20 protein-coding genes are annotated in these 24,954 nt (G+C 74.0%); 7 read left to right on the top strand and 13 right to left on the bottom strand.

Annotated features, from left to right (window positions below; all coding sequences use genetic code 11):
• Nucleotides 1–161 precede the first annotated feature (161 nt).
• A complete protein-coding gene (locus tag FB047_RS11210; RefSeq protein ID WP_136587289.1) occupies nucleotides 162–3,935 on the bottom strand; it encodes an aldehyde dehydrogenase family protein in 3,774 nt (1,257 codons plus the stop codon).
• A 188-nt stretch (nucleotides 3,936–4,123) separates the two neighbouring features.
• Here FB047_RS11210 and FB047_RS11205 point away from each other — a divergent pair, with 188 nt between their 5' ends.
• Both FB047_RS11205 and FB047_RS11200 read left to right on the top strand, forming a co-directional pair.
• A complete protein-coding gene (locus tag FB047_RS11205; protein WP_240752766.1) occupies nucleotides 4,124–5,257 on the top strand; it encodes a S1 family peptidase in 1,134 nt (377 codons plus the stop codon).
• A 158-nt stretch (nucleotides 5,258–5,415) separates the two neighbouring features.
• Nucleotides 5,416–6,393, top strand: a complete 978-nt coding sequence (locus FB047_RS11200) for an acetylxylan esterase (RefSeq protein WP_136587287.1) — start codon at nucleotides 5,416–5,418, stop codon at nucleotides 6,391–6,393.
• 21 nt (nucleotides 6,394–6,414) lie between these two features.
• On the opposite strand, the gene FB047_RS11195 is transcribed toward FB047_RS11200, so the two are convergent.
• Nucleotides 6,415–6,975, bottom strand: a complete 561-nt coding sequence (locus tag FB047_RS11195; RefSeq protein WP_136587286.1) for an acyl-CoA thioesterase — start codon at nucleotides 6,973–6,975, stop codon at nucleotides 6,415–6,417.
• A gap of 180 nt (nucleotides 6,976–7,155) precedes the next feature.
• Between FB047_RS11195 and FB047_RS11190 the strand changes: the two genes are divergently transcribed.
• On the top strand, nucleotides 7,156–7,662 hold the full coding sequence (locus FB047_RS11190) for a GNAT family N-acetyltransferase (RefSeq protein WP_136587285.1): 507 nt from the start codon (nucleotides 7,156–7,158) through the stop codon (nucleotides 7,660–7,662).
• A gap of 2 nt (nucleotides 7,663–7,664) precedes the next feature.
• Nucleotides 7,665–8,417: a coenzyme F420-0:L-glutamate ligase gene (gene cofE / locus FB047_RS11185; RefSeq protein WP_136587284.1), complete on the top strand. Its 753-nt coding sequence runs from the start codon at nucleotides 7,665–7,667 to the stop codon at nucleotides 8,415–8,417.
• Nucleotides 8,418–8,784: 367 nt separating this feature from the next.
• On the opposite strand, the gene FB047_RS11180 is transcribed toward cofE, so the two are convergent.
• The 5 genes from FB047_RS11180 to FB047_RS11160 all read right to left on the bottom strand — a co-directional run bounded on the left by FB047_RS11180 (nucleotide 8,785) and on the right by FB047_RS11160 (nucleotide 12,945).
• A complete protein-coding gene (locus tag FB047_RS11180; protein WP_136587283.1) occupies nucleotides 8,785–9,393 on the bottom strand; it encodes a CbiQ family ECF transporter T component in 609 nt (202 codons plus the stop codon).
• On the bottom strand, nucleotides 9,387–10,073 hold the full coding sequence (locus FB047_RS11175; RefSeq protein ID WP_136587282.1) for an energy-coupling factor ABC transporter ATP-binding protein: 687 nt from the start codon (nucleotides 10,071–10,073) through the stop codon (nucleotides 9,387–9,389). Before FB047_RS11175 ends, FB047_RS11180 begins: the two co-directional genes overlap by 7 nt.
• A 109-nt stretch (nucleotides 10,074–10,182) precedes the next feature.
• The gene (locus tag FB047_RS11170; RefSeq protein WP_167494219.1) at nucleotides 10,183–11,286 is read right to left on the bottom strand and encodes a thiolase family protein; all 1,104 of its coding nucleotides are present in this window, start codon (nucleotides 11,284–11,286) and stop codon (nucleotides 10,183–10,185) included.
• Complete coding sequence (locus tag FB047_RS11165; protein ID WP_240752765.1) at nucleotides 11,273–12,391, bottom strand: AMP-binding protein; 1,119 nt, start codon at nucleotides 12,389–12,391, stop codon at nucleotides 11,273–11,275. The genes FB047_RS11170 and FB047_RS11165 overlap by 14 nt, the downstream gene beginning before the upstream one ends.
• Nucleotides 12,349–12,945 carry a biotin transporter BioY gene (locus FB047_RS11160; protein WP_136587280.1) on the bottom strand — a complete coding sequence of 199 codons (597 nt, stop codon included), beginning with the start codon at nucleotides 12,943–12,945 and terminating at the stop codon, nucleotides 12,349–12,351. The genes FB047_RS11165 and FB047_RS11160 overlap by 43 nt, the downstream gene beginning before the upstream one ends.
• A gap of 56 nt (nucleotides 12,946–13,001) precedes the next feature.
• Between FB047_RS11160 and FB047_RS11155 the strand changes: the two genes are divergently transcribed.
• Nucleotides 13,002–13,547: a TetR/AcrR family transcriptional regulator C-terminal domain-containing protein gene (locus tag FB047_RS11155; protein WP_136587279.1), complete on the top strand. Its 546-nt coding sequence runs from the start codon at nucleotides 13,002–13,004 to the stop codon at nucleotides 13,545–13,547.
• A 109-nt stretch (nucleotides 13,548–13,656) separates the two neighbouring features.
• Here FB047_RS11155 and FB047_RS11150 read toward each other — a convergent pair whose 3' ends face one another.
• The 3 genes from FB047_RS11150 to FB047_RS11140 are packed head-to-tail and all read right to left on the bottom strand — an operon-like array spanning nucleotide 13,657 to nucleotide 17,360.
• Nucleotides 13,657–15,618: a cytochrome b/b6 domain-containing protein gene (locus FB047_RS11150; RefSeq protein ID WP_136587278.1), complete on the bottom strand. Its 1,962-nt coding sequence runs from the start codon at nucleotides 15,616–15,618 to the stop codon at nucleotides 13,657–13,659.
• The gene (locus FB047_RS11145) at nucleotides 15,619–16,584 is read right to left on the bottom strand and encodes an electron transfer flavoprotein subunit alpha/FixB family protein (RefSeq protein ID WP_136587277.1); all 966 of its coding nucleotides are present in this window, start codon (nucleotides 16,582–16,584) and stop codon (nucleotides 15,619–15,621) included.
• Nucleotides 16,581–17,360, bottom strand: a complete 780-nt coding sequence (locus FB047_RS11140) for an electron transfer flavoprotein subunit beta/FixA family protein (RefSeq protein WP_136587276.1) — start codon at nucleotides 17,358–17,360, stop codon at nucleotides 16,581–16,583. The genes FB047_RS11145 and FB047_RS11140 overlap by 4 nt, the downstream gene beginning before the upstream one ends.
• Nucleotides 17,361–17,540: 180 nt before the next feature.
• Between FB047_RS11140 and FB047_RS11135 the strand changes: the two genes are divergently transcribed.
• Complete coding sequence (locus tag FB047_RS11135; RefSeq protein WP_136587275.1) at nucleotides 17,541–18,068, top strand: MarR family winged helix-turn-helix transcriptional regulator; 528 nt, start codon at nucleotides 17,541–17,543, stop codon at nucleotides 18,066–18,068.
• A 64-nt stretch (nucleotides 18,069–18,132) separates the two neighbouring features.
• On the opposite strand, the gene FB047_RS11130 is transcribed toward FB047_RS11135, so the two are convergent.
• From FB047_RS11130 to FB047_RS11120, 3 genes are all read right to left on the bottom strand, one after another.
• A complete protein-coding gene (locus FB047_RS11130; RefSeq protein WP_136587274.1) occupies nucleotides 18,133–18,921 on the bottom strand; it encodes an enoyl-CoA hydratase-related protein in 789 nt (262 codons plus the stop codon).
• A gap of 177 nt (nucleotides 18,922–19,098) precedes the next feature.
• The gene (locus FB047_RS11125; protein ID WP_136587273.1) at nucleotides 19,099–20,277 is read right to left on the bottom strand and encodes an acyl-CoA dehydrogenase family protein; all 1,179 of its coding nucleotides are present in this window, start codon (nucleotides 20,275–20,277) and stop codon (nucleotides 19,099–19,101) included.
• A 254-nt stretch (nucleotides 20,278–20,531) separates the two neighbouring features.
• Nucleotides 20,532–21,251, bottom strand: coding sequence for a VIT1/CCC1 transporter family protein (locus tag FB047_RS11120; protein WP_136587272.1), 720 nt, complete (start codon nucleotides 21,249–21,251; stop codon nucleotides 20,532–20,534).
• Nucleotides 21,252–21,448: 197 nt separating this feature from the next.
• On the opposite strand from FB047_RS11120, the gene FB047_RS11115 reads away from it, so the two are divergent.
• On the top strand, nucleotides 21,449–24,934 hold the full coding sequence (locus tag FB047_RS11115) for a choice-of-anchor I family protein (RefSeq protein ID WP_136587271.1): 3,486 nt from the start codon (nucleotides 21,449–21,451) through the stop codon (nucleotides 24,932–24,934).
• Nucleotides 24,935–24,954: the final 20 nt, after the last annotated feature.

Here is a 24,954-nt window from a genome sequence, read left to right as displayed (position 1 = left end):
ATCGTTCTCTCCGCCGTTCGCTAAACGTTTTCGAAACCCGTCGCCGCGGCATCCGCGTCGCGCCGAGATCACACGATCGGCGCGAGCGCACGCGTTCCGGCCGCGCGAGAACGGGTGCTTTCGCGCCGATCGTGTGATCTCGCGCGGAGGGACACCCCGCCTCAGATGACCTCGGCGCTCCACCCGTCGACGCGACCGAAGCGGAACGCCCCGATCGACACCGCCTGCTCGCGCAGGAACGGCAGCAGCTCGAGGCGCCCCGCGGTGGTGACCTCGTCGGTGTAGAGCGCGAGCGACGCGTCGGCGCCGACCGTCTCGGCGACCGCCAGGCGCACGGCGGCGACCGACGCCGCCGGACCCACGAGTCGCACACGACCCGGGCGCGGGGCGACGATCGGCTCTTCGACGCCGGGCTCGGCATCCGGGATGCCGCCCGCCAGGCGCTGCAGCCACTCCTCGTCGCTCTCGACCGACACCGCGATCTCGCTCTCGCCGAGCAGGTGCCGCACCGCGGCGGGGAGCCCCACCGGGGTGCTGAGCGAGAACGTCGACCCCGAGCGCACCGCCGCGACGAGCACGCGCAGCACGGCCTGCCAGGGGGCGTCGGCCGTCGCGCGCACGGCCACGTCGGCGGGACGGTACCGGCGCAGGTTGCGCTCCACGCCGAGTCGCGAGACGTCGCGGACGCGGCCGTACTCGCGGTCCCACGCCACCGCGTCCGAGAGGGCGCCGCGGCGGAGCCAGTCGAACGCCTCGTACGACAGCGTCGGCTGCGCGGCCTCGATGAGCGCGGTGATGCGGCTGTCGAGTCCGCGCAGGTGCAGCGTCGACGACGACGCCCCGCCCGTCGAGGGACGCCACGAGCCGAGGGTGACGAGCCGGTGGGGTCCGCCCGACATCGCCCCGTCGCCGACGGCGGCCTCGCCCCATCCGCCGAGCGGTTCGCGCTGCACCACGGCCCCCGTGGAGGCGCGGTTCACCCGCAGCACCGCGGCCTCGACGGTGTCGAGCCAGAGGTCGAGATCGGCCGCGTCGCGCGTGTGCAGACCCGCGACGAAGCCCGACCCGATGGCGTTCTGCAGCTCGATCGCCCGCGCGAGGGTGGGAGCGTGCAGGATGCCGAGCACCGGAACCGCCACCGCGGCCCGGGTCAGGTGCGAACCCGCGGTGATGCCCGTGCGCACGCCGGGCGACCAGAACCGCCCCGCCGTCTCGGGGCCGAGGTCGAGCTCGCGCGGCTCCACGAGCCAGCGTTCCCCGTCGCCCAGCACGGTCAGCGCGCGCCGCGCCTCTCCGGTCGGCTCCTCGACGAGCGGTCCGACGTCGGAGAGCGGATCGTCGGCCGGTCCCACGCGCAGCGAGGACACGGCATCCTTCAGCTGCTCGGTGAACCGGCTGGAGCGCGCGACGGCACCCACGAGGATCACCAGCGACACGGCGGTCGCCGCCTGGCCCGCGCGCGCGAAGGCCCCGGCCACGACGTCGGCGACCGCCTCGTCGAGGTCGGCGGAGGGCGCGACGATCGCGACGTTGCGCCCGGCGGTGAGGCCCTGCAGGCGCAGAGCGGGGCGCCAGCCGACGAACCGCTCGGCGGTCGAGCGGGCACCCGCGAGCAGCACGCGGTCGACGCCGGGGTGAGCGATGAGCGCCCGGCCGGAGGCGTCCTCGTTGAGGTCGACGTAGGCGAGGACGTCGCGCGGCACACCGGCCGCCCAGAGCGCCTCGGCCACCACGGCCCCCGCGCGGCGCGCCCGGGGTGACGGGGTGAGCAGCACACCGGAGCCGGTGGCGAGGGCCGCGAGCACCTCCCCCGCGCACAGTCCGACCGGTGAATTCCACCGTGGCGCGACGACCGTGACCCGATCGGGCACGAAGACCGCCCCGGGCACGCGGTCCAGTTCTTTCGCCGTCGAGGCGTAGTAGGCGGCGGCGTCGACCGCCTGCCCCACCTCGGCGTCGGCCTCGGCCAGCAGCGCCCCGCCCTCCGACGCGAGCACCTCGATGAGCTCGGCGCGGCGGTCGGCGAGCGCGCGGGACGCCGCCTGCAGCACCCCCGCGCGGTCCGCGGCCGCGAGCGCGCCCCACGTCTCGGCGGCGTCGCGCACGCGCGCGACCACCGCGTCGAGTCCGGTCTCGTCGTCGACGCGTCCCGCGGCGGCCGTGGCGTCTCCCGCGGTCGAGCCCGCGACCCGCGCGAGCACCGAGAGGGCCCACGCCCGGTCGGCGCGCACGGTCGGATCGGTGTCGGCGACGTTGCGGAAGCCGGCGGCGCCCCCGGCGAGCTCGGCGCTCTCGCGCGACGAGAACACCGCGGTGTCGACGAACGCCTGCCCGCCGAAGAGCATCTGCTGCACGTCGGGCCCGAGGGCGGAGGTGTCCTCGGATGCCGCGGCCTCGCGCGCGATGCCGAGCACGGCCTGCGTGAGGCCCGCGGCCTCGGCGTCGTCGTCGGCGGGGTCTCGCAGGATCGCCGGCTCGGCGTCGGCGCGCACGTCACGCTGCGGCTCGCGGGAGGGCGGGAGCGGGGTGTCCGCGGCGGCGAGCGCGCGACGGGCGCGGGCGGCGACGGCGGCGGTCTCGGGCGCCGGTGCCTCGGCGTCGTCGGGGATCGGTGCGGTGTCGCCGCCGTCCGTCGCGGGGCCGCCCTCCGCACCATCCTCCGCCGCCGAGGCCGCCGAGGGCGCCGAAAGCGCCGCGGGCGCCGCGGGCGGGAGGCCGGGGGCGCCGGCGATGCGGGAGGCCGCGGCGGCCGCGAGAGGGGCCGCGACCGCGTCGAGGTCATCGGGGTGCACGACGGCCACCGTCCGCACGAAGGCGTCGTCGGGGGCCCACGCCGCCGCGTTCGGCAGCACGAGGGTGATCCCGACCCCCGCGTCGTCCCCCCACGCGAGGGCGAGCGCCGCGCGCTCCGGGTCGGCCGTCGCGACCTCGACGTGCAGTCCCTCGACAGCGCGTGCGCTCGAGGTCTCGCGCAGCACCCGCACCAGGGCCGCATCGATCTCGTCGCGGGTCGTGACCGCGGGCGCCGGCCACCCGTGGCGGGCCGAGATCGCGGCATCCGGGGTCTCGATCGGGGCGTCGTCGAGACGCACGGTGAGGCGAGCCCCGCCGTCGTGCGTGCGCGTGCGCGCCCAGGCCGCGAGCTCGCGGACCGCGTCGACCGTCTCGGCGACGCCGACGGGCAGGGCGATGCCGGCGGTCATCCCGGTCAGGCGCGGCTCCTCGAGCACGCGCGTGAGCACCGCCACCGTCGCGTCGAGGTCGGCGCGGTCGCGCGCGACGAGCGTGAGGTGGGTGCCGGCGGCGTCCGCGTCGAGGAAGAGCGGCAGCACGCGCTCGGCGGCGTGCTCGACCTCGGCATCGAACGCCCAGTCCGACCGCCCCGCCAGGGCGTCGGCGAGCGGGAACGACACCCGTTCGACGTCGTCGCGGCTCACCAGGGCGCGGATGCCGTCGAACCGGCGCCGCGCGGCCGTGTCGCCGAGCACCGCGGGGCCCTCCAGCCGCAGGTCGGGGGTCCCGCCCTTCGCGGCGATCGCCTCGATGCCCGCGGACAGTCGCTCGGGCCGGGCGTCGAGCACGAGGGCGGCGAGCAGGTCGCGCAGCGCGCGCTTGGCCAGCGGCACGGCCGGGGTCGGCATGACGGGAGCCACGGCGCCGCCGAGCTGGAGCGCCCCGCGCACGAACCACGGCAGCGACGAGGGCACGTCGTCGGCGAGGCGGTGCAGGGCGGCCGCCGCGGCGGTGAGGCTCTCGGGCCGCAGCACGCCGTCGACGGCGCGGGCGGTGAACGCGGCGGCGGGGGCGTCGGTGGCGAGCTCACCCCGGGCGGGGCCGAGGGCGCGCGTCGAGAACGCGGCGATGCGGGTCGCGGCGCGCTCGGCGACGGCGGAGGAGAGCGCCGGACCGGTGGTGCGCGGGTCGTTCGTGCTCATGATCGTCAGCCTAGGGATCGCGCGCGTGGCATCCCGGCGGCCCGCCGCGCAACCCGTGGATCGGCGCGACCGGACTTCTTGCACCCGGATCAGCAATGCGCGGAAAATCCTTCGCTTTTCGTCTCCTGCGTGCTTTCATGGCGGTGGGTACCCACCATTTATCCCCCCTGGATGGAAGGTCACTCCTCGTGAACCGCATATCGAAATCGGTCGTCGGCGCTGCCGCCCTCGGCCTGTTCCTGACCACCGTCGCCACCGCTCCCGCGCTGGCGCAGACCCCGGCAACCCCTCCGGCCACCGACGCCGCCGCGACCGACGGCGTCGGCACGCAGCTGCTGCAGGCGATGGCCGACGACCTCGGCACCGACGTCGCGGGCGCCGCCGACGTGCTGCGTTTCCAGGCCGACGCCGCCACGACCGCCGACGACGTCGCCGCGGTGACGGGCGACGCGTTCGCCGGCACCTGGCTCGACGAGGGCAGCCGCACCGTGTACGCCGCGGTGACGACGGATGCCGCGTCGAGCGCCGCGACCGACGCCGGCGCCGTGCCGGTCGCGGTCGAGCACTCGCTCGCCGACCTCGAGACGATCACCGCGCAGCTCGAGTCGAGCGCCGTCCCCGACGTCATCCCCTCGTGGTGGATCGACGTCGCGGCGAACGACGTCGTGCTCGACGTCGTCGCCGGCGGAGACCAGGAGGCCGCCGCGTTCGTGGCGGGCCTCGACGCCCCCGCCGGCGCCGTCCGCCTCGAGACCGGCGTCGAGGCGCCCGAGACGTTCGCCACCGTCCGCGGCGGCATGGCGTACAACATCAACAATCAGAGCCGGTGCTCGGTCGGCTTCGCCGTGCAGGGCGGATTCGTCACGGCCGGCCACTGCGGCGACACGGGCGACAGCACCACGTACGGCACGTTCCAGGGCTCGTCGTTCCCCGGGAACGACTACGCCTGGGTGGCCACGCCCTCGCACACGCCGGTCGGGCAGGTCATGGACTACGCCGGCGGCGCCGTCGCGGTGAAGGGATCGACCCAGGCCGCCGTCGGTGCGACCGTCTGCCGGTCGGGTTCCACCACCGGGTGGCACTGCGGCCAGATCCAGGGCTTCAACTCGACGGTGCGCTACGCCGAGGGCTCGGTCTCGGGTCTCATCCGCACGAACGTGTGCGCCGAGCCCGGCGACTCGGGCGGCTCGCTGCTCGCCGGCAACCAGGCGCAGGGCGTCACCTCGGGCGGCTCCGGCGACTGCACGTCGGGCGGCACGACCTACTGCCAGCCGGTGAACGAGATCCTGCAGACCTACGGCCTGCGCCTGCTCACCAGCTGACCCCTCTCGGGTACCCCGGTGCCCCGGCCGCCGCGCGCGGTCGGGGCACCTTCGTCTCGCCCGGAGGCGGCCGCCCGCAACCGGGCGACGCACGAGCGCCGCCGACCGGCGGCTTTTCGCTACTGTCGGTGCAGCCCCCACCTCGACCGGAGATCCGCATGGCTCAGACCTTCACCGACCTGCCCCTCGACGAGCTGGTCGACTACCGCCCGGCGCTCGACGCGCCCGACGACCTCGACGCGTTCTGGAGCGAGACCCTCGCCGAGGCGCGCGCGGCGGCGGGCCCCACGGTCCTCGCCGAGGTCTCCTCCCCGGTGCGGACGCTGCACGTGCGCGACCTGACGTTCACCGGCTTCGGCGGCGACGAGATCAAGGGCTGGGTGGTGCGCCCGCACGGCGACGAGGAGCTCCCGGCGGTGGTCGAGTTCATCGGATACGGCGGCGGCCGCGGCCTGCCCGGCGAGAAGAGCGCGTGGGCGAACGCGGGATACGTGCACGTCATCATGGACACCCGCGGGCAGGGTTCCTCCTGGAGCGTGGGCGACACCCCCGACCCGCACGGCTCGGCCGCCGCCTTCCCGGGCGTCATGACCCGCGGCATCCTGGATCCCCGCGACTACTACTACCGCCGCCTCTACACCGACGCGGCGCGCCTCATCGACGAGGTCTCCCGCCTCGACGGCGTCGACGCCTCGCGCATCGCCGTCACCGGCGGTAGCCAGGGCGGCGGACTCGCGATCGCCGCCGCGGCGCTGGCCGGCGAGACCGTGGCCGCCCTGCTTCCCGACGTGCCGTTCCTCGCCGACTTCCCGCGCGCGATCGTGCGCACACCGCTGGCACCGTTCACCGAGATCACGCGGTTCCTGTCGATCCACCGGGATGCCGAAGACGCGGTGCTGCGCACCCTCTCGTACGTCGACGGGGCGATCCTCGCCCGCCGCATCACCGTTCCCGCGCTGTTCTCCGTCGCGCTGATGGACGACATCGTCCTCCCCTCCGGCGTCTTCGCGTCGTTCCACGCCCTGCAGTCGTCGGACGCGGCGATCGAGGTCTACCGCTACAACGGTCACGAGGGAGGCGGCTACCGCCACTTCATGAAGCAGGTCGCCTGGCTCGACGCCCGCTTCGGGCGCTGACCCCGCGGCATCCCCCGTCGGTCAGCTCCAGACGCTCGGAGCGGGACGCTTCGTCGAGGGCAGCGCGGAGCCCGCGGCCCACTCCAGCACCCACGGTTCGATGTCGGGCAGCCCCTCGGGGCGCCCGACCGCCGCGAACAGCTCATCGTGCGGCACGGTGCCCCCGCTGCGGCGGAGGATGCGCGCGCGGATGATCGCGCGGGCGTAGATCTCCCCCTTCACCAGCGCGCGGTGCTCGAGGTACACGGCGCGGTCGTCGTGGCCGATCATGCGCGTCTCGAGCTCGAATCTCTGCCACAGCTCGAGCGAGCGGCGGAACGTGATCGTCTCGGCGGCGACGACCGCGTACCAGCCCTGTTCCGTCATGGCCGAGGTGAGTCCCGCGCGGGTGAGCAGGTCCCAGCGGCCGAGATCGAACAGCGACAGGTATCGGCCGTTGTTGAGGTGCCGCAGCAGATCGATGTCGGTCGGCAGCACGCGGATGCGCAGGCGCGCCACGGTATTGGGGTCGATCGGCCCCTCGCGGCGCAGTCGACGACGGGCACGGAAGAGCACGAGAAGCGTGCGCCAGAGGACGTTCACGAGGGGCGAGCGTAGCGAGTCCACGACGGATCGGCGATTGCGTTGTCCGCCTTCCACAAACCGCCCCGGCGGACTCAGAACGAGCCGGTGCGGCGGGCCCCGAGAGGCCCCTCTCTAGCGCATCGAAGCCCGTTCCGACGCCGATTTCACCTCCGCCGCACCCGCGCGTAGAGTCGCGCCATGACTGCGGAAACCCGAACCGACATCGTCGTCCGTCCGGTGCGCGACGTGGATGCCGAGGCCCTGGGCCGCGTGCACGCCACCTGCTGGCACGAGACCTACGACCACCTCATCAGCAAGGCGGCCCTCGAGGCCGTCTCCCCGCGTCGCATGGCGGAGCTCTGGACCCACTGGGCCGCCCAGGGCGAGGACTACCGCATGCACGCCGCCCTCGTGAACGGCGAGATCGTCGGCTTCGTCGGCTCCGGCCCCGCGCGCGACGAGGACGCCCCGCGCGAGCGCGAGCTGTACTTCATCTACCTGCTCGACGCCTTCCACGGCACCGGCATCGGCCAGCAGCTGTTCGACGCCGCCGTGGAGGAGGGCGAGGGCCTGTACCTGTGGGTCGCCGATGACAACCCACGCGCGCACCGCTTCTACACGCGCAACGGCTTCGCGCTCGACGGCGCCTCGCACACCGAGCCCTTCCTCGGCGAGGAGCTCACCGAGGTGCGCTTCGTCCGCTGACCGTGCTGCAGATCTGGGCCCTCGACGGCATCCCTGAGATCACCCCGGGAGACGATCTCGTCGGGGTGATCCTGGATGCGGTCTCCGAGCCCCTGCAGGACGGCGACATCGTTGTCGTCACCAGCAAGATCGTCTCGAAGGCCGAGGGGCGCATCATCCACGCGTCCGATCGCGAAGACGCGATCACGCGCGAGACCGTGCGCCTCGTGGCCTCCCGCACCTCACCCAGCGGACACGTGACCCGCATCGTCGAGAACCCTCTCGGCATCGTCTCGGCCGCCGCCGGCGTCGACGCGAGCAACACCCCCGAGGGAACCGTGCTGCTGCTGCCCGTCGACCCCGACGCGTCGGCCCGCCGCATCGCCGAGGGCCTGCGCACGGTCGCCCGCGTGGGAGTCATCATCACGGACACGCTCGGCCGCGCGTGGCGCGAAGGCCAGACCGATCACGCGATCGGGGCCGGCGGCATCCACGTGTTCGAAGACCTGCGCGGAACGACGGATGCCGAGGGCCGCCCCCTCGTGGTGACCCTGCCGTGCGTGGCCGACGAGCTCGCCGCGGCCACCGACCTCGTGAAGGGCAAGGCATCGCGGCGTCCCGTCGCCGTGGTGCGCGGCCGCGCCGACCTGGTGGGCGACCTCGACCTCCCCGGCGCCCGCTCGATCGTGCGGGATCCGGCGCGCGACATGTTCCGCCAGGGAGCCGACGAGGCGTACGCCGAGGGCTTCGCCGCGGGCCGCGTCGCGCGGGGCTGACAGCCGTCTGCCTCTCGCGCTCTGCGCCTCGCGCTCTGCCCCTTCGCGCTCTGCCCCCTCGCCCTTACCCCCTCGTCCCACTTATAGGGGTGCATGTCCCACATATGGCCGGTGAGAGGAGCTCGCACCGACCATAAGTGGGACGAGGGTGGTCATGTCAGCGGATGCCGCGGGCCACGCCACGCGAGACTGACTCGCTCTGCCCCGCGCCCGTACCCCCCTCGTCCCACTTATAGGGGTGCTTGTCCCACATATGGCCGGTGGGAGACGCCCGCACCGACCAAAAGTGGGACAAGGGTGCTCAAACCCGCGGATGCCACGCCCCCAGCGCGACGCCCGCACCGACCAGAAGTGGGACGAGGGCGGGTCAGCGGATGCCGCGGGCGGCGAGCGCGTCGCCCAGGTTGTCGGCGTGGCGCAGGGCGACGACGAGGAACGGCAGGGTTCCGCGCAGGAGCGACGGGCGGAGCCCGCGCGCCCGCTGAGCGTCGCGCACCTCCGCGGCGTGACGGGCCAGGACGGGGATCGTCGTGAGCGTCACCATCCACAGCAGGGCGACGCGCGCCGGGTCGATGCCGACGAGACGCAGCGGCCGCGCCCCTCTCTCGAGGGCGTCGAGCATCGCCGAGACGGGGGTCGTGAGCGGAAGCACTCCCGCGACGAGCACGGCGGCCGCTACCCGTGCGGTGTTCGCCGCGGCCGGCTCGGGTCCGAGGAAGATCAGCTGCCCCGCCGCCGTGATGGCGATCATCCAGCGGAGCGCCCACGCCTGACCGCCGAGGGCGCGCAAGCCCTCTCCGACACCCATTCCGGCCGAGGCATACACGACGAGCGGAACGCCCACCGCAATCGGCACCGCGGCCCACACCGGCGGAAGCGCCGCGACGACCAGCGCCACGACCGCGAAGAGAACGAGCTTCGGGCCCGGCGGCATCCGGTGCATCCATCCCCCGCCGGGGCGGTACATCGTCAGCACGCCAGGGCCCTCTCGTAGGCGTCGACGACCTCGTCCGCGGTACCGGATGCCGCGACCCGGCCGTCCGCGAAGAGCACGGCTTCCTCGCACCGGCGTGCCAGGGCGAGGTCGTGCGTGACGACGACGAGCACGTGCCCGGTGTCGGCGAGGAGGTGGTCGGCGACGGCGCGGGCGTTGCGCGCGTCGAGGAACGCCGTCGGCTCGTCGGCGACGACGAGGTCGGGCGCGCGCACGAACGCACCGCACAGGGCGAGGAGCTGCTTCTGCCCCCCGGACAGGTCGTGGGCGGGACGGTCGGCGAGTGCGTCCAGCCCGAAGCGTTCGAGCGACGCGGCGACGCGGCGGGCGCGTTCCTCGCGCGGGAGACGGAGGGGGCGGAGAGACAGGGCGACGTCCTCGGCGACGGTCGGCATGACGATCTGCGCGTCGGGGTTGCTGAGGACGAGGGCGACGCGACGGCGGAGGGCTGCGGCATCCTTCTCGGGGTCGAGCCCGAGCACCTCGAGGTCTCCCGACGCGCGCCGCACGAGGCCAGCGGCGAGCCGGGCGAAGGTCGACTTTCCCGAGCCGTTGTCGCCGACGATGGCGATGGTGCGGGCCCCGAGGTCGAGGGCGACATCGTGCAACACCTCGCGGTCGCCGAGACGGGCGCTCAGCCCGCGGCAGCGTACGACGCTCACCGGACGACCTCGAACACCGCGGCGACGCCGAGGCCGCCGCCGCGCAGGACGCCCACCGCACGGGCTCGAGCAGCGAGCCGCGCGCTCAGCTCCCGACAGCGCAGCACCCTCACCGGACGACCTCGAACACCGCGGCGACGCCGAGGCCGCCGCCGACGGATGCCGCGGCGAGCCCCACCGTGCCCGCGGGGGCTCCCGCGCGCACGAGCCGCGAGAACAGGCGCACGACGGCCACCGCTCCGCTCGCTCCCCACGGGTGCCCCAGGGCAAGCGCGCCTCCCTCGGCGCAGACGCGCGCGTCGTCGTCGCCGAGGCCGAGGCGCGACAGCACGGCGATGCTCTGCGCGGCGAACGCCTCGACGAGCTCGATCGCGGTGACATCGGGAAGGCTCAGCCCCGCCTGGGTGAGGGCGGCCTCGATCGCGGGCGCGGCCCCGATGCCGGGGAGGGCCGGGTCGCAGCCCACGACGGCGGTGGCGCGAATCGCGAGCCCCGGCGCCGATCCGGCCGGGGCGACGACGACCGCCGCGGCCCCGTCGCCGATGCGGGTGGAGGTCGCTGCGGTGACGGTGCCCCCGTCCACGAGCGGCGCGAGACGTGCCCACGCCGCCGCGGAGACGCCGATGCCCTCGTCGCCGGTCATCCCCGCCACGGGCACGATCTCGGCGTCGAAGCGCCCGGCCGCTCGCGCGATCGTCGCCCGCGCGTGGCTGCGCTGCGCGTACGCGTCCTGCCGCGCGCGCGAGAGCCCGTCGTGGGCGGCCAGGTCGTCGGCGGCGCGCAGCATGTCGGGGTCGGCGAAGCCCGCGGGGGCGAAGGGGGCTCGTGCGAAGGGCATCCCGTCGTGCACGCGGACGGGAGCGGTCGAGGCGCTCTCGACCCCGCCCGCCACGCGGACCCGACCGTCGGCGCGCGTCGCCAGCGCGGCATCCCCGATCGCCGCGAGTCCGCTCCCGCACTGGCGGTCGACGGTGCCCCCGGGGACGCCCACCTCGAGGCCAGCCGCGAGAGCGGCGATGCGGCCGAGATTGCCGCCCGGACCGGTGCAGTTGCCGAGGACCACGTCGGCGACCGGCGGGGATCCCGCGTCGGCCACGACCGCCGCGACGACCTCGCCGGCGAGAGCGCCCGCGTCGAGGCGGGCGAGGCCGCGCCCCCGCACCGCGAGGGGGCTGCGCCGCGCCGCGACGACGACGGGGTCAGTGTCGGCCATCACGCTCGCCCTCCATCAGCCGCGCCGCCTCGGCGCGCGCGGGCTTTCCCGAGGGCGTCCGCGGGATCTCCCCGAACGCCCAGCGTCGCGGACGATGAGCGGGGGCGAGCAGGGCGGCGGCCGCGGATCGGACGGCGGCCGGGTCGGCATCCGGCCCCTCCACGAACGCGGCGATCAACGCGCCCACGCGGGGGCGCGGCATCCCGAACACGACGGCGTCGCGCACACCGGGGATCGTGCGCAGCGCCTCCTCGACCTCGGACGGGATGACGGTCGCCGAGGCGCTGAGGATCGCGTCGTCGGCCCGGCCGTGCAGGCGCAGACGTCCGTTCCGCAGCTCCGCGCGATCGCCGACGGTGGCCCACGCCCCGTCGCGCCGCAGCGGACCGTCCGCTCCGAGATAACCGGATGCCACGAACGCAGAGCGCACCCACACCTCACCGCCCCGCACGTCGAGCTCCACCCCCGGAAACGCGCGCAGCCCGTCGCCGGTGTTGACGGCGACGAACGACAGCTCCGCGGCCCCGTAGTACGACACGACCCGCACGCCGGCGGCGGCGGCGCGCTCGCGCAGCGACGGGTCGAGCCAGGATCCTCCGACGAGGGCGACGCGCAGCCGCGGCAGCGAGCCGTCGTCGAGCACGGCGCGCAGACCTTCCGGCGTCGCGTGCAGGAGCGTCGCGGCGGGATCCCGCCCGAGCACCGGCCGCGGCCCGCCCTCGAGCGCGTGCGCGAGAGAGAACAGGGTCAGCGACGACGACGCCGGGGCGGGGAGCGACACGATGTCGTCCGGCCCCGCCCCCAGGAGCGCGCTCACCGCCGCGAACGAGTCCGTCCAGGATGCGGCCGTCCGCCGCACGATGCGCGGAGCGCCGCTGCTGCCCGAGGTGAGGGTCGCCCAGGCCGTGGCATCCGCGTCGTCGATCCCGGATGCCACCCGCTCCACGCCCGCGCGCTGGTCGGCGCTCCAGCGCGGATCGGCGATCAGCACGGCGTCGCCGGCTTCGCGGGTCGCGGCGATGCGCTCGACGAGCCGCCCGTCGTCGCCGTCGAGGACGACGATCACGCCGCGGCGGCCGCGGGCGTCGCCGCCGGTCGCGTCCACGCGCGGCGGAACCCGCGCGGGTACGCCCGCACGAGCGCGGCGACGACGGCGGTCGCGAGCGCGGCCTTGAGCAGATCGCCAGGCACGAAGACGAGGCTCGTCACCGCCGTCTCGCCGAGGGGAAGGCGCGTAACCGCACTCTGCACGGGGATGCCGATCGCGTAGATCGCCCCGACACCACCCGCGATCATCGCGAGGGCGGTGCGCCACACGACGGGGCGCCGGCCTCCGGCGTGGACGACGAGACCCACGACGATCGCCCCGAGGATCCACCCGAGCGCGTAGCCCGCGGAGGGGCCGAAGAAGACGCCGAGGCCGCCGCGCCCTCCCGCGAGCAGCGGAAGGCCCGCCGCCGTGAGCGCGAGGACGACCGTCACCGACAGGGCGCTGAGCCAGGGGCCGAGCACGGCCCCCGCCAGCATCACGCCGAGCGTCTGGGCGGTGATGGGCACCCCGCCGAACACCGGGAAGCTCCCGGGAAGTCCCAGCACCACGATGAGCGCGGCGAAGACGGCGACGCGGGCGAGGTCGGTCGCATCGAGGGTGCGGGTCATGAGCGGGCCTTTCCTGAACGGCGTTCACCTGAACGGCGTTCACTATACTCGGACGCATGTCACCCCGAGGTCACTCCGCCGACGATGTCGCCCGGGCCGCCCTGCGGATCCTCGACGATCACGGCCTCCCCGACCTCACGATGCGCCGCCTCGCGACCACGCTCGAGGTGCAGCCCAGCGCCCTGTACTGGCACTTCCCGAACAAGCAGACCCTGCTCGCGGAGCTCTCGGACCGGATCGTCGGGCGGATGGCATCCGGAACCCCCGACGACCTGCGCGTCGAGGCGAACGCCCTGCGCGACGCCCTGCTGGCCTACCGCGACGGCGCGGAGGTGGTCTCGAGCACCCTCGCTCTCGGTCTCGGGTCTTCGCTGGCACACGGCCGGCTTGCTGCCGCCGTCACCGCCGCGGGCTTCGACGCCGACACCGCCCGCCGGGTCGCGACGACCGTGCTGCACTACGTGCTCGGCTTCGTCTGGCACGAACAGCAGCGCCTGCAGTATGACAGCGCCGGCGCGCGCGAGGGCGCCTCGGGCCTGGAGCCCGACGACTTCGCCTTCGGCCTCGACCTGGTCGCGTCCGGCCTCCGCGCGCGCGTCTGAGCGCTCGCGCGACCCCCGAGATCACACGATCGGCGCGAGATCACAGCGAACGCGGGCCCGCGAAGGGGTGATCTCGCGCCGAACGTGTGATGTCGGCGGATGCGGCGCGTCAGCGCTGCTTGACCTCGCCGAACAGACGGGCGATCGGCACGAGCACCGCGGGACGCGCGGCGATCCAGGCCGCGGCCATCACGACGAGGGATGCCGCGAAGATCAGCAGACCGGTCGGATCGCTCGTGTACGCCCCGGGGTCCACCGCGCCGCGGGCGGCGTACATGTGATTCAGGTTGCGCAGGGCACCCGTGGCGAGCACGAGGGCGACGTGCACGACGATGAACGCCACGAAGAACAGCATGGTCGGGAAGTGCACCTTCCGCGCCCACTCCACCGGGTACAGCCGGTTGAGCCGCGCGGCATCCTTCGGCCAGACGCCCGAGAGCCGCACGCCGCTGACGATCGCGAGGGGCGCCGCCACGAAGGTGATGGCGAAATACGACAGCTGCTGCAGGCTGTTGTAGTTCACCCACCCGTTCTCGGTCGGCCAGTCGAGCGAGGCGTACTGGAGGGCGGCCGAGAGGGCGTTCGGGAGGACCTCCCACGAGGTCGGCACGATGCGCATCCACTGCCCGGTGGTGAACAGCAGCACGACGAAGACGACGCCGTTCGCGATCCACAGGATGTCGAGCGCCTGGTGGAACCACAGGGCGAGACTGATGCGGCGCTTCTTGTTGTTCCGCGGCGACCAGAAGGCCGCGGGCCTCTTCTCGCGGCGCACCTGCCATCCGGTGCGGATGATGAGCAGCAGGAAGAAGCTGTTGAGGAAGTGCGACCAGTTCAGCCACGCCGGCAGCCCCACGGGTGCCGACGCGGGCAGGGGGTACTCCCCCGGGAACGCCTCGAGGAACCCCCGCCCGGGTCCGATCGCGAGCACGAAGCGCGCGAGCAGCACGACGATGCCCACGAGCGCGAGGGCGAAGACGCCGAGCACCGCGGTGGAGCCGAGCAGCTGAACGGGAGAGAAGTCGCGCAGCGCGGCGGACCCCGCCGCCGACGGTCGAGCCGCGCCTCCGGCGGGGGCGGGTGCCGCGCCGACGGGCCGTCCGGATCGGGCCTCTCGTGCGACGGCGGCGCGCCGCGCCGCGGCTCCGGGCCACACGGTACGGCGGACGGTGAGCGGAGGGCGCGGGGCCGCGGGCGCGGGGTTGGCGGAGAGTGCGGTGCTCGCGGGTGACGCGGGGCTCGCGCCCGCCCCGGGCTCGGGCGACGCGGGCGCGGACCCCGCCCCGGGATCCGGCGACTCGGGCGCGGACCCCGCCGACGAATCCCGCGTCGGCGCGGATGCCGATCCCGCGGGCGCTCCCGATCCCGCTGCCGACGGCGCACCCGCCGCGACGGATGCCGGCGGCCAGGGCTCTCCGCCCGCCTCGCGCGGCAGACCCCGGCGCACACCGGCGGTCGCGGCATCCGCTCCCGCGGGCGTGACGGCCACGCTCGCAACATCGGCCCCGCGCGCGGGTTCGACGGAATCGGCGGCGGGCGGCGGAACCTCCGGCGCAGGCGTCGCCGCTGCGGTTCCGCTGCTCCGATCCGGCTCGGCCGCGGGGCGCTTCCCGGGTGCGACGGATGCCGGCGGCCAGGGCTCCCCGCCCGGCTCGCGCGGGAGACCCCGGCGCACACCGACGGTCGCGGCATCCGCCATCGCGGGCGCGATGGCCGCGCTCGAGTCGTCGGCACCCGGCACCTCGACCGAGGCGGGCGAGGGGGGCGCGGCATCCGCCGACCGCTGCTCGGACGAGGACGAGGACGACGTCGGACCGTTCGTCTCCCGAGGCCCGGGTGCGAGCTCCGCACCGTTCTGCGCGCTCGCGGCGCTGGCTCCCCGCGGCCCGGACGAGGTGAGCTCCGCACCGTTCCGCACGCTCGCGGCCGAGACGGCGCCCGGCACCGCGGCGGCGTCCGCGCCCGGCACCGCGACGTCGTCCGAATCCGCGCCGGAGACCGCGGGCGGCCACGGCTCCCCACCGGGGACGCGCGGCAGCCCGCGACGCGGGGAGCGGGGTGTGGACGCCATCTATTTCTTCGGAGCCTCGAGCGCGCTGATCAGTTGCGGGACGACGGTGAACAGATCTCCGACGATACCGAAGTCGGCGATGTCGAAGATGGGCGCCTCGGGGTTCTTGTCGACCGCTACGATCACGCCCGCCGTCTGCATGCCCGCGCGGTGCTGGATGGCCCCGGAGATACCGAGCGCCACATACAGCCGCGGAGAGACCGACACCCCGGTCTGCCCCACCTGGGCGGTCGCGGGCACGTATCCCGCGTCGACGGCGGCTCGAGACGCGCCGACGGCCGCGCCGAGCACGTCGGCGAGCTGCTCGACGAGGGCGAAGTCCTCTTTCGAGCCCACCCCGCGGCCTCCCGCGACGACCGCGGCGGCTCCGCGCAGCTCGGGCCGCGTCGAGGGCGCGGCGGTCTCGGAGAAGTCCTCGACCCGTGCCGAGGGGATTCCGGATGCCGACACGTCGAGGCCCCGCGCCGACAGCGGTCGCGCGTCGAGGCGGCCGTCCACCGCCCCGGGGCGCAGCGTCGCGACCAGCGGCCCGAACGTGGGCGCCCCCTCGACGGTGAACGCTCCGCCGAAGGCCGAGTGGTGGGCGACGACGCCGAGGTCGTCGCGGCGGATGCCGACGACATCGGTCGCGAGCGGAAGGCGCAATCGCACCGCGAGGCGGGCCACGGCGTCGCGCGACTCGATCGCGTTCGAGGCGAGCACGAGGTCGGGGCTCTCGACGGCCACCGCCGCGGCGAGCGCGTCGACGACGGGGCCGGTCAGCACGGCGGGATCGACGGCGGCGGTGAGCACGCGCACCGCCCCGAGGCCCGCGGCCTGCTCCGCGGCGCCCTCGAGCACGTCGGCCGGAGCCGCGATGACGGCGACCGGCTCGCCCACCCCGGCGGCCGCGGCCAGCAGCCCGGCCGACGAGGCGGCGAGCGCACCGGACGGCAGCACCTCGAGCAGCACCACGGCGACGCTCACCGGGCCACCCCCTCGGCGATGAGGAAGGCCGCGAGCTTCTCACCCGCATCACCCTCGTCGACGATCTTCGTGCCGGCCGCGCGCGGCGGCCGCTCGGCGACCGACAGCATGATGTACCGCGCTTGGGCGGGGTCGTCGGCCTCGACGCCGAGCTCGGTCGGATCCCACGTCTCGTACGGCTTCTTCTTCGCCGCCATGATGCCCTTGAACGTCGTGAAGCGTCCCTCCGGGAGCGCCTCGGTGACCGACACCACGGCGGGCAGGGATGCCGACACGCGCATCGTCCCGGCGTCGCTCACGCGGTCGCCCGACACCGTGTCGTCGGTCAGCTCGAGGCGCGACAGGGCCGTGAGCTGCGGCACGCCGAGGATCTCGGCGATCATCGCCGGAACGACTCCGCCGCCGCCGTCGGTGGAGAGGTTCCCCGCCACGACGAGGTCGAACCCCGTGCGGCGGATGGCCGCGGCGAGCACGTCGGCGGTCAGCAGCAGGTCGGCGCCGCGCAGGGCGTCGTCGACGACGTGCACGGCCGAGGTCGCCCCCATCGCGAGGGCCTTGCGCACCGTCGCCGTCGCGGAGGCCGGAGCCATCGTGAGCACCACGACCTCGGTGCCCGGGTGCTCGTCGGCGTGGGCGAGGGCGGCCTCGACCGCGCGCTCGTCGATCTCGTCGAGCACCGGGGCCGAGGCGGAACGGTCGGTCAGCCCCGTCTCGAGGTCGAGGCGTCGTTCTCCCCACGTGTCGGGGACTTCTTTGATCAGCACCACGATCTTCATCGACCTGGCTCCTTCGGTGAGGGGGCGGATGCCGCTGCAGCGCGGCGGCGGAGGAGTTCGGGGCGCGGGGGCTCCGACGGGCTCGGCCGCCACTCCCGCGAGGTCCCTGAGCCTGTCGAAGGGACCGGAAGCCGCGTCCCCGAGCCGGCCGAGCGGTACCGTGAATCGCGAGGAGGACCCATGACCCGACGACTGCCGGTCGATCCGATCGCCGAAGCCAAGCGCCAGTGGCTCGCGCACGGCTGGGACGACGCGGCCGGCGGCATGACGGTCGTGACCTCGGTGATCCGCGCGCACCAGTTGCTCATGGCATCCATCGACCGCGCGTTGAAACCCTTCGACCTGTCGTTCTCGCGCTTCGAGATGCTGCGACTGCTCGCCTTCACCCGCGAAGGGCGGATGCCGATGGCCAGCGCCATCGCGCGCCTGCAGGTGCACCCCACGAGCGTGACCAACACCGTCGAGCGCTTGGCGCGCGACGGATACGTCACGCGGGAGCCGCACCCGACCGACGGCCGCGCCGCGCTGCTCGCGCTGACGGACGCCGGGCGGCACCGGGTCGACGAGGCCACGGCGGCGCTGAACGACGTGTTCGCCGACCTCGGGCTCGACGACGCGGATGCGACGGAGCTCGTGCGCATCATCGCGCGCTTCCGCAAGGGCGCGGGCGATTTCGCCGACCCCGCACCGGTGCCCGACCCGCTCTGACCCTCGCCGGGCAGCGCGGATCCGCGGGCCGCAGCGCCCGCCGGATGCCGTCGCCCCTCATCGCTCATCGGTGCGTGAACGACGGCGACCGCTTCTCGCGGAACGCCGCCATCCCCTCCTTCTGGTCGGCCGTGTCGAAGAGCGACGCGAAAGCCTGCCGCTCGAAGCGCACCCCCTCGGCGAGGGTGGACTCGAGGGCGACGTCGAGCGCCGCCTTCGCCGCGTACAGGGCGGGGAGGGGTTTCTCGGCGATCGTGCGGGCGACGCTCTCGGCCTCGTCGAGCAGCTCCGCGGCGGGCACGACGCGCGACACCAGGCCCGCGCGCTCCGCCTCCGCCGCATCGATCATGCGTCCCGTGAGCACCAGCTCCGCGGCCTTGTAGTACCCGAGGGCGCGCACGAGTCGCTGCGTCCCGCCCATGCCGGGGATCACGCCGAGCTGCACCTCGGGCTGTCCGAACCTCGCGCGATCGGAGGCGAGGATCACGTCGCACATGAGGGCGAGTTCGCATCCGCCGCCCAGGGCGTAGCCCGAGACCGCGGCGATCACGGGGGTGCGGACGGCCGCGAAGCGCGCCCACGCCCCGAAGTGATCGGTGAGCATCATGTCGAGGCCCGACTTCTGCTCCATCTCCTTGATGTCGGCACCCGCGGCGAAGGCCTTCTCGCTCCCCGTCACGACGATCGCGCCCACGCCCTCGTCGGCGTCGAACGCCTCGGCGGCGGCGACGACGTCGCGCATCGACTGCGTGTTGAGGGCGTTCAGCGCCTCGGGCCGGTCGAGGGTGATCCACCCGACGCGGCCCCGCTGCTCGACGCGGATCGTCTCGTACGCGGCATCCTGATCGGTCATGTCACTCCCGTCGTGTCGTCGCGGTTGGCCCCGCTTCTGGCATGCTCGCACGCTGCTCGGCCCGTCGCGCGCCGAGATCACACGTTCGGCCCGAGATCACGCGCAACGCCGCCGCTGGAGCGTGTGCGTTCGCGCCGAACGTGTGATCTCGCGGCCCCGCGGCGCGCGTCGCGCCGCTCACGCGGCGAGGACGTTGCGCCCCACGATGAGGCGCATGATCTCGTTCGTGCCCTCGAGGATCTGGTGCACCCGCAGGTCGCGTACGACCTTCTCGATGCCGTAGTCCTGCAGGTAGCCGTAGCCGCCGTGCAGCTGCAGCGCCTCGTTCGCGACGCGGAAGCCCACGTCGGTCGCGAAGCGCTTGGCCATCGCGCAGCGGGTCGCGGCGTCGGGGGCCTTCGCGTCCAGAGCCTGGGCGGCGTCGCGCACGAGCAGGCGCGCGGCGTCGAGCTCGGTAGCCATGTCGGCGACCGCGAAGATCACCGACTGCTTCTCGCTGAGGGCCTCGCCGAACGTGAAACGCTCGTGCACGTAGGCGATCGCGCGGTCGAGCGCCCACCGCGCCCCGCCGAGCGAGCACGTGGCGATGTTCAGGCGCCCGCCGTTGAGCGCCGTCATCGCGATCGAGAACCCGCGGCCCTCGCCGCCGAGCAGGTTCTCGGCCGGAACGCGCACCTCGTCGAGGATGACGGGGCGGGTGGGTTGGGCGTTCCACCCCATCTTCTTCTCGTTGGGTCCGAACGACAGCCCCTCGGCGTCGGCCGGCACGAGGAAGGCGCTGATCCCGCGCGCCCCCGGCTCTCCGGTGCGCGCCATGACGACGTAGACGGATGCCTCCCCGGCGCCCGAGATGAACTGCTTCACGCCCGTGAGCACGTAGGTGTCGCCGTGGCGGATCGCCGAGGTCGTGATGGCGGCGGCATCCGAGCCCGCTCCCGGCTCGGTGAGGCAGTAGGCGCCGAGATCGTCCATCGCGATCAGAGACGGCAGCCATCGCTCCCGCTGGGCGGCGGTTCCGTAGGTGTCGATCATCCACGCGACCATGTTGTGGATCGTGATGTAGGCCGTCACGGTGGGGTCGCCGTAGGCGAGCTCCTCGAAGATCGCCACCGCGTCCGCGCGAGAGAGCCCGGCGCCGCCCACGTCGTCGTTGACGTAGACGCCGCCGAGACCCAGCTCCCCGGCGCGGCGCAGGACGTCGCGGGGGAAGTGCTTCTCGGCATCCCATTCGAGGGTGTGCGGGGCGAACTCGGTCGCGGCGAAGTCGCGCACGGCGTCGAGGATCGCGGCGCGCTCGTCGGCGGACAGGGTGCTGACCGGCGAGGCGTCGAGCGCGGGGGCAGGGGTGGTGTCCATGCGGCTCTCCTTCGTGAGGCGACGGCGTCGTCGCCCTCCCGAGGTTACCTGGACGTCCTACTAATTAATAGGCCCCGCGACTTCCATTCCCCTCTCGATAAACGCCATTCCTGTCGGGAAACGCGGTGACAGAGCGTTTCTCACCCGGAACGGCGTTTATCGAGGAATGCCGGCGCTCACGCCGCCGCGGGCGGCACCGCCTGCCCCGCGGGCGGCACCGCCTCACCCGTGCGGAGCAGCGTTCGCTCGGGCGGTCATCCGGCGGACACACCGAAGAGCGCGCCCACGGCGTAGGTCGCGGCGAGCGCGAGCGCCCCGCCGATCACCGTGCGCAACACGGCCCGGCCGCGCCGCGCCCCGCCGATGTAGGCCGCGACGTACCCGGTGACGGCGAGGGCGATGAGCACCGCGACGAACGTCGAGGGCACCCGGATCTCGACCGGTGTGAAGAGGATCGTGGCCAGCGGCAGCAGGGCGCCGATCGTGAACGCCACCGCCGAGGCGATCGCCGCGGCCCACGGGCTCACGACGTCGTCGGCGTCGATGTTGAGCTCGACCGCGAGGTGGGCTTTGAGGGCGTCGGATGCCGTCAGCTCGGTCGCCACGCGCGTCGCGGTGTCGCGAGAGAGCCCTTGGGCCTCGTACATGCCGACGAGCTCCGCGAGCTCGGCGTCGGGGTCTTCGGCGAGCTCGCGCTTCTCTTTCTGGATGAGCGCGTGCTCGCTGTCGCGCTGGCTCGACACCGAGACGTACTCGCCCAGCGCCATCGAGATCGCGCCGCCGACGAGGGCCGCGAGACCAGCGATCAGCACGGGGCCCGTGTCGCTCGTCGCCCCCGCGACGCCGACCACGACCGCCGCGGTCGAGACGATGCCGTCGTTGGCGCCGAGGACTCCGGCCCTCAGCCAGTTCAGGCGCTGCGAGAGGCCCTGGCGGTGCGGTTCGTCGGCGTGCGCGCCGTTCGCGGTGGTCATGGCGTCAGGGTAATCCTGCTCGCCCGCGTGTCGGGGGTCTTGCGCCGCGCAGCCACGGTTGTTCCGGGAGGGACGTTCCCCCCTCGTTCACCCGGGAGTCACCGCCGCGCGACATGATCGCCGCGGCGCCGCCCCCGCGGCATCCTCGTGCGCCGTTCGCGACGCGTGAGTTCCCCCCTGCATCCGAGGACACAGCCATGCCTTCGCCCCTTCTCCGCCGCGCGGTCGCGTTCAGTGCGACCACCGCGGCGGTCTGCGCTCTCGCCCTGTCGAGTGCCACCGCGGCATCCGCCGCTCTCGTCGCCGATCCCGTGCGCGACACCGCCGCCGACAGCGCGGTGACGCTGCGCCCGCTCGGCACGTACGAGACCGGTGTGTTCGACCAGTCCGCCGCCGAGATCGTGCACGCCTACAAGAACCGCCTGTTCGTCGTGAACGCGCAGGCCGGTGCCGTCGACGTGCTCGACAACCGCAACCCCGCCGCTCCCGCGAAGCTCTACGCCATCGCCGGCACGGGCGTCGCCAACTCGCTCGCCGTGCGCGCCGACGGCCTCGGCGTGATCGCCCTCGAGGCCGCCGACAAGACCGCGCCCGGCCGCCTGGTGTTCTTCGACGCGGATGCCGCCGAGCCGACGATCCTCGGCGAGGTCATCGTGGGCGCCCTGCCCGACATGGTGTCGATCTCGGCCGACGGCGCCTTCGCCGTCGTCGCGAACGAGGGCGAGCCCGCCGACGACTTCTCCACCGACCCCGAGGGCTCGGTCGGCGTCGTCGCGCTCCCCGCCGAGAAGGCCGCGCCGGGGCAGGATGCCGTTCGCACGGCCGGCTTCGGAGCCTTCGAGCAGGGCGGGTCGAAGCCCCTCGACCCCGCCGTGCGCGTGTTCGGCCCCGACGTCGCCGCCCCCGACCAGGGCTCCACGCCCCTCGCCGCGAACCGCGTGAGCCGCAACCTCGAGCCCGAGTTCGTCACGATCGCCGGTTCGACCGCCTACGTCGCCCTGCAGGAGGCCAACGCCGTCGCGACGGTCGATCTCGCCTCGGCGGAGGTCACCGGCATCCGTTCTCTCGGCTTCAAGGACTACGGCGTCGAGACGCTCGACGCGAGCGACCGCGACCCGAAGGACGCGCCCACCTATCACCAGAAGAGCTACCCGGGCCTGTTCGGCATGTACATGCCCGACGGCATCCAGGCCTACGAGGCGGGCGGGGAGACCTACCTCGTCACCGCCAACGAGGGCGACGGCCGCGAGTGGGGCGACTTCACCGACACCGCCCGCGTGAAGGACCTCGGCTCCGACGGTCTCGCCCCGGTGTGCGCCGACAGCCCGCTCGCCGGCTCGCTCGGCGACGCCGACCTCGGCCGGCTGAACGTCGCGACCGACATGGGTCTGAACGCCGACGGCACCTGCTACTCCGAGCTGTACACGTTCGGGGGCCGCGGCTTCTCGGTCTGGACGACCGACGGCGCGCAGGTCTTCGACTCCGGCTCCGACTTCGAGCGCATCACGCACGACGCGAACCCCGACTTCTTCAACTCGAACCACTCGGCCTCGAACCTCGAGGGCCGCAGCGACGACAAGGGCCCCGAGCCGGAGAACCTCGCGATCGGCGTGGTCGACGGCCGCACGTACGCCTTCATCGGCCTCGAGCGCGTCGGCGGCGTGATGACCTACGACATCACCGACCCGCGGAACGCGACCTACGCCGGATACGTCAACAACCGCGACTTCTCGGTCTCGGTCGAAGACCAGCTCACGGGAGACGAGACCGCCGACCGCGAGCTGCTGTCGAAGGCCGGCGACCTCGGCCCCGAGGGCGTCGAGTTCATCTCGGCCGCGGACTCCCCCACCGGTCGCCCCCTCGTGGCGGTGGGCAACGAGGTCTCGGGCACCACCACCGTGTTCGCGGTCGAGAACCCGAACGTGAAGAACATCGACATCCTCACGATCAACGACTTCCACGGTCGCCTCGAGGCCGGCTCCCAGGGCGAGGCCGGCGCGGCCGTCATCGCCGGCGCGGTGAAGGCGAAGGAGGCCGTGAACCCGAACACGCTGTTCGTCTCGGCGGGCGACAACATCGGCGCGTCGACCTTCACCTCGCTCATCCAGGACGACTCCCCCACGATCGACACGCTGAAGGCGTCGGGCCTCGACGTCTCGGCCGTCGGCAACCACGAGTTCGACCACGGCTTCGCCGACCTCACCGACCGCGTGCTCCCCGAGTACGGCGGCGGGGAGTTCGGCCTCGGCGCGAACGTCTACAAGAAGGGCACGAAAGAGCCCGCGCTGCAGGAGTACGCGGTGAAGGACGTCGACGGCGTGCGCGTCGCCTTCATCGGCACCGTGACGCCGGACACGGCGACCATGGTCGACCCGGCCGGCATCGCCGACCTCGACTTCGGCGACCAGCTCGAAGCGGCGAACCGCGTGGCCGACGAGATCACGGCCGGCGACCTGGCCGACGTGATCGTGCTGCTCACGCACTCCGGCGCCGCCACGTCGAACGACTGCGCCGCCCTCGCGGCCGACCAGGCCGGATTCGGCGCGCTCGCCGTCAACGCCTCGCCCGAGATCGACGCGATCGTCTCGGCGCACACGCACCAGACGTACGCGTGCGACCTGCCCGTGGCCGGCGCCGACCGCACTCGCCCCGTGATCCAGGCCTCGGAGTACGGCAAGGCCATGGGCCAGCTGTCGCTGAACTGGGACACGCGCACCGACTCCCTGGCATCCGTCTCGGGCATGACGTTCCCGCTCGCGGGCGCGTTCCCGGCGGACGCCGACATCGCGGCGAAGGTCGCCGGCTACGTCGCGCAGGCCGACGTCATCGGCGCGAAGCCGGTCGGTGAGATCAGCGGAGACATCCTGCGCGGCGGCACCCCCTCGGGTGCGGATCGCGGCGTGGAGTCGTCGATGGGGAACTGGGTCGCCGACGTGTACCTGTGGGCGACTTCGCAGAACCCCGCCTACGCCGGGACGAAGGCCCAGATCGCCCTGATGAACCCGGGCGGCCTCCGCGCCGACCTGCTGAAGGGCGACGACGGGGTGGTCACCTACAAGGAGGCCGCGCTCGTGCAGCCCTTCGCCAACACCCTCGTGACGGTGACGCTGACGGGCGAGCAGATCCGCGGCATCCTGAACGAGCAGTGGAAGGCCGAGGGCGACCGCCCGAAGCTGCACCTGGGCGTCTCCGACGGCTTCACCTACACGTACGAGCAGGACCCGGCGAACCCGCGCGTCGGTTCGGTCGTCTCCATGGCCTACCAGGGCCGCGCGATCGCCGACACCGACACGTTCACGGTCGTGACGAACTCGTTCCTCGCCAACGGTGGAGACGGCTTCCCGACTTTCGCCGCCGGAACCGACCGCACCGACACGGGTCAGATCGACCTCGACGCGACGCTGTCGTACTTCGAGGCGACGCCGATCGTCGACCCGGCCCCGCTCGGTCGCGCGGTGCTCGCGACGGATGCCGCGCCCGAGCCCGGCCAGCCGAGCGCCGAGCCGACCCCGGCTCCCGCTCCGGGTGAGCCCGGCGCGCAGCCTGGTCGCCCCGCGGGCAACCCGGGCAGCGGTCTCGCCAACACCGGCGCCGAGGCCCCGTGGGGCATCGCCCTCGCGGGTGGCTTCCTCGAGGTCGCAGGTGGACTCGCTTTCGCCCTGCGGCGCCGCCGCTCGGTCTGACGCCTGACACCGGAACGGCC

The sequence above is a fragment of the Microbacterium hydrothermale genome (assembly GCF_004854025.1).
GTDB lineage: Bacteria > Actinomycetota > Actinomycetes > Actinomycetales > Microbacteriaceae > Microbacterium > Microbacterium hydrothermale.
The sequence above is the reverse complement of the archived record's forward strand: the minus strand, read 5'-3'. Positions and strand labels throughout refer to the sequence as shown.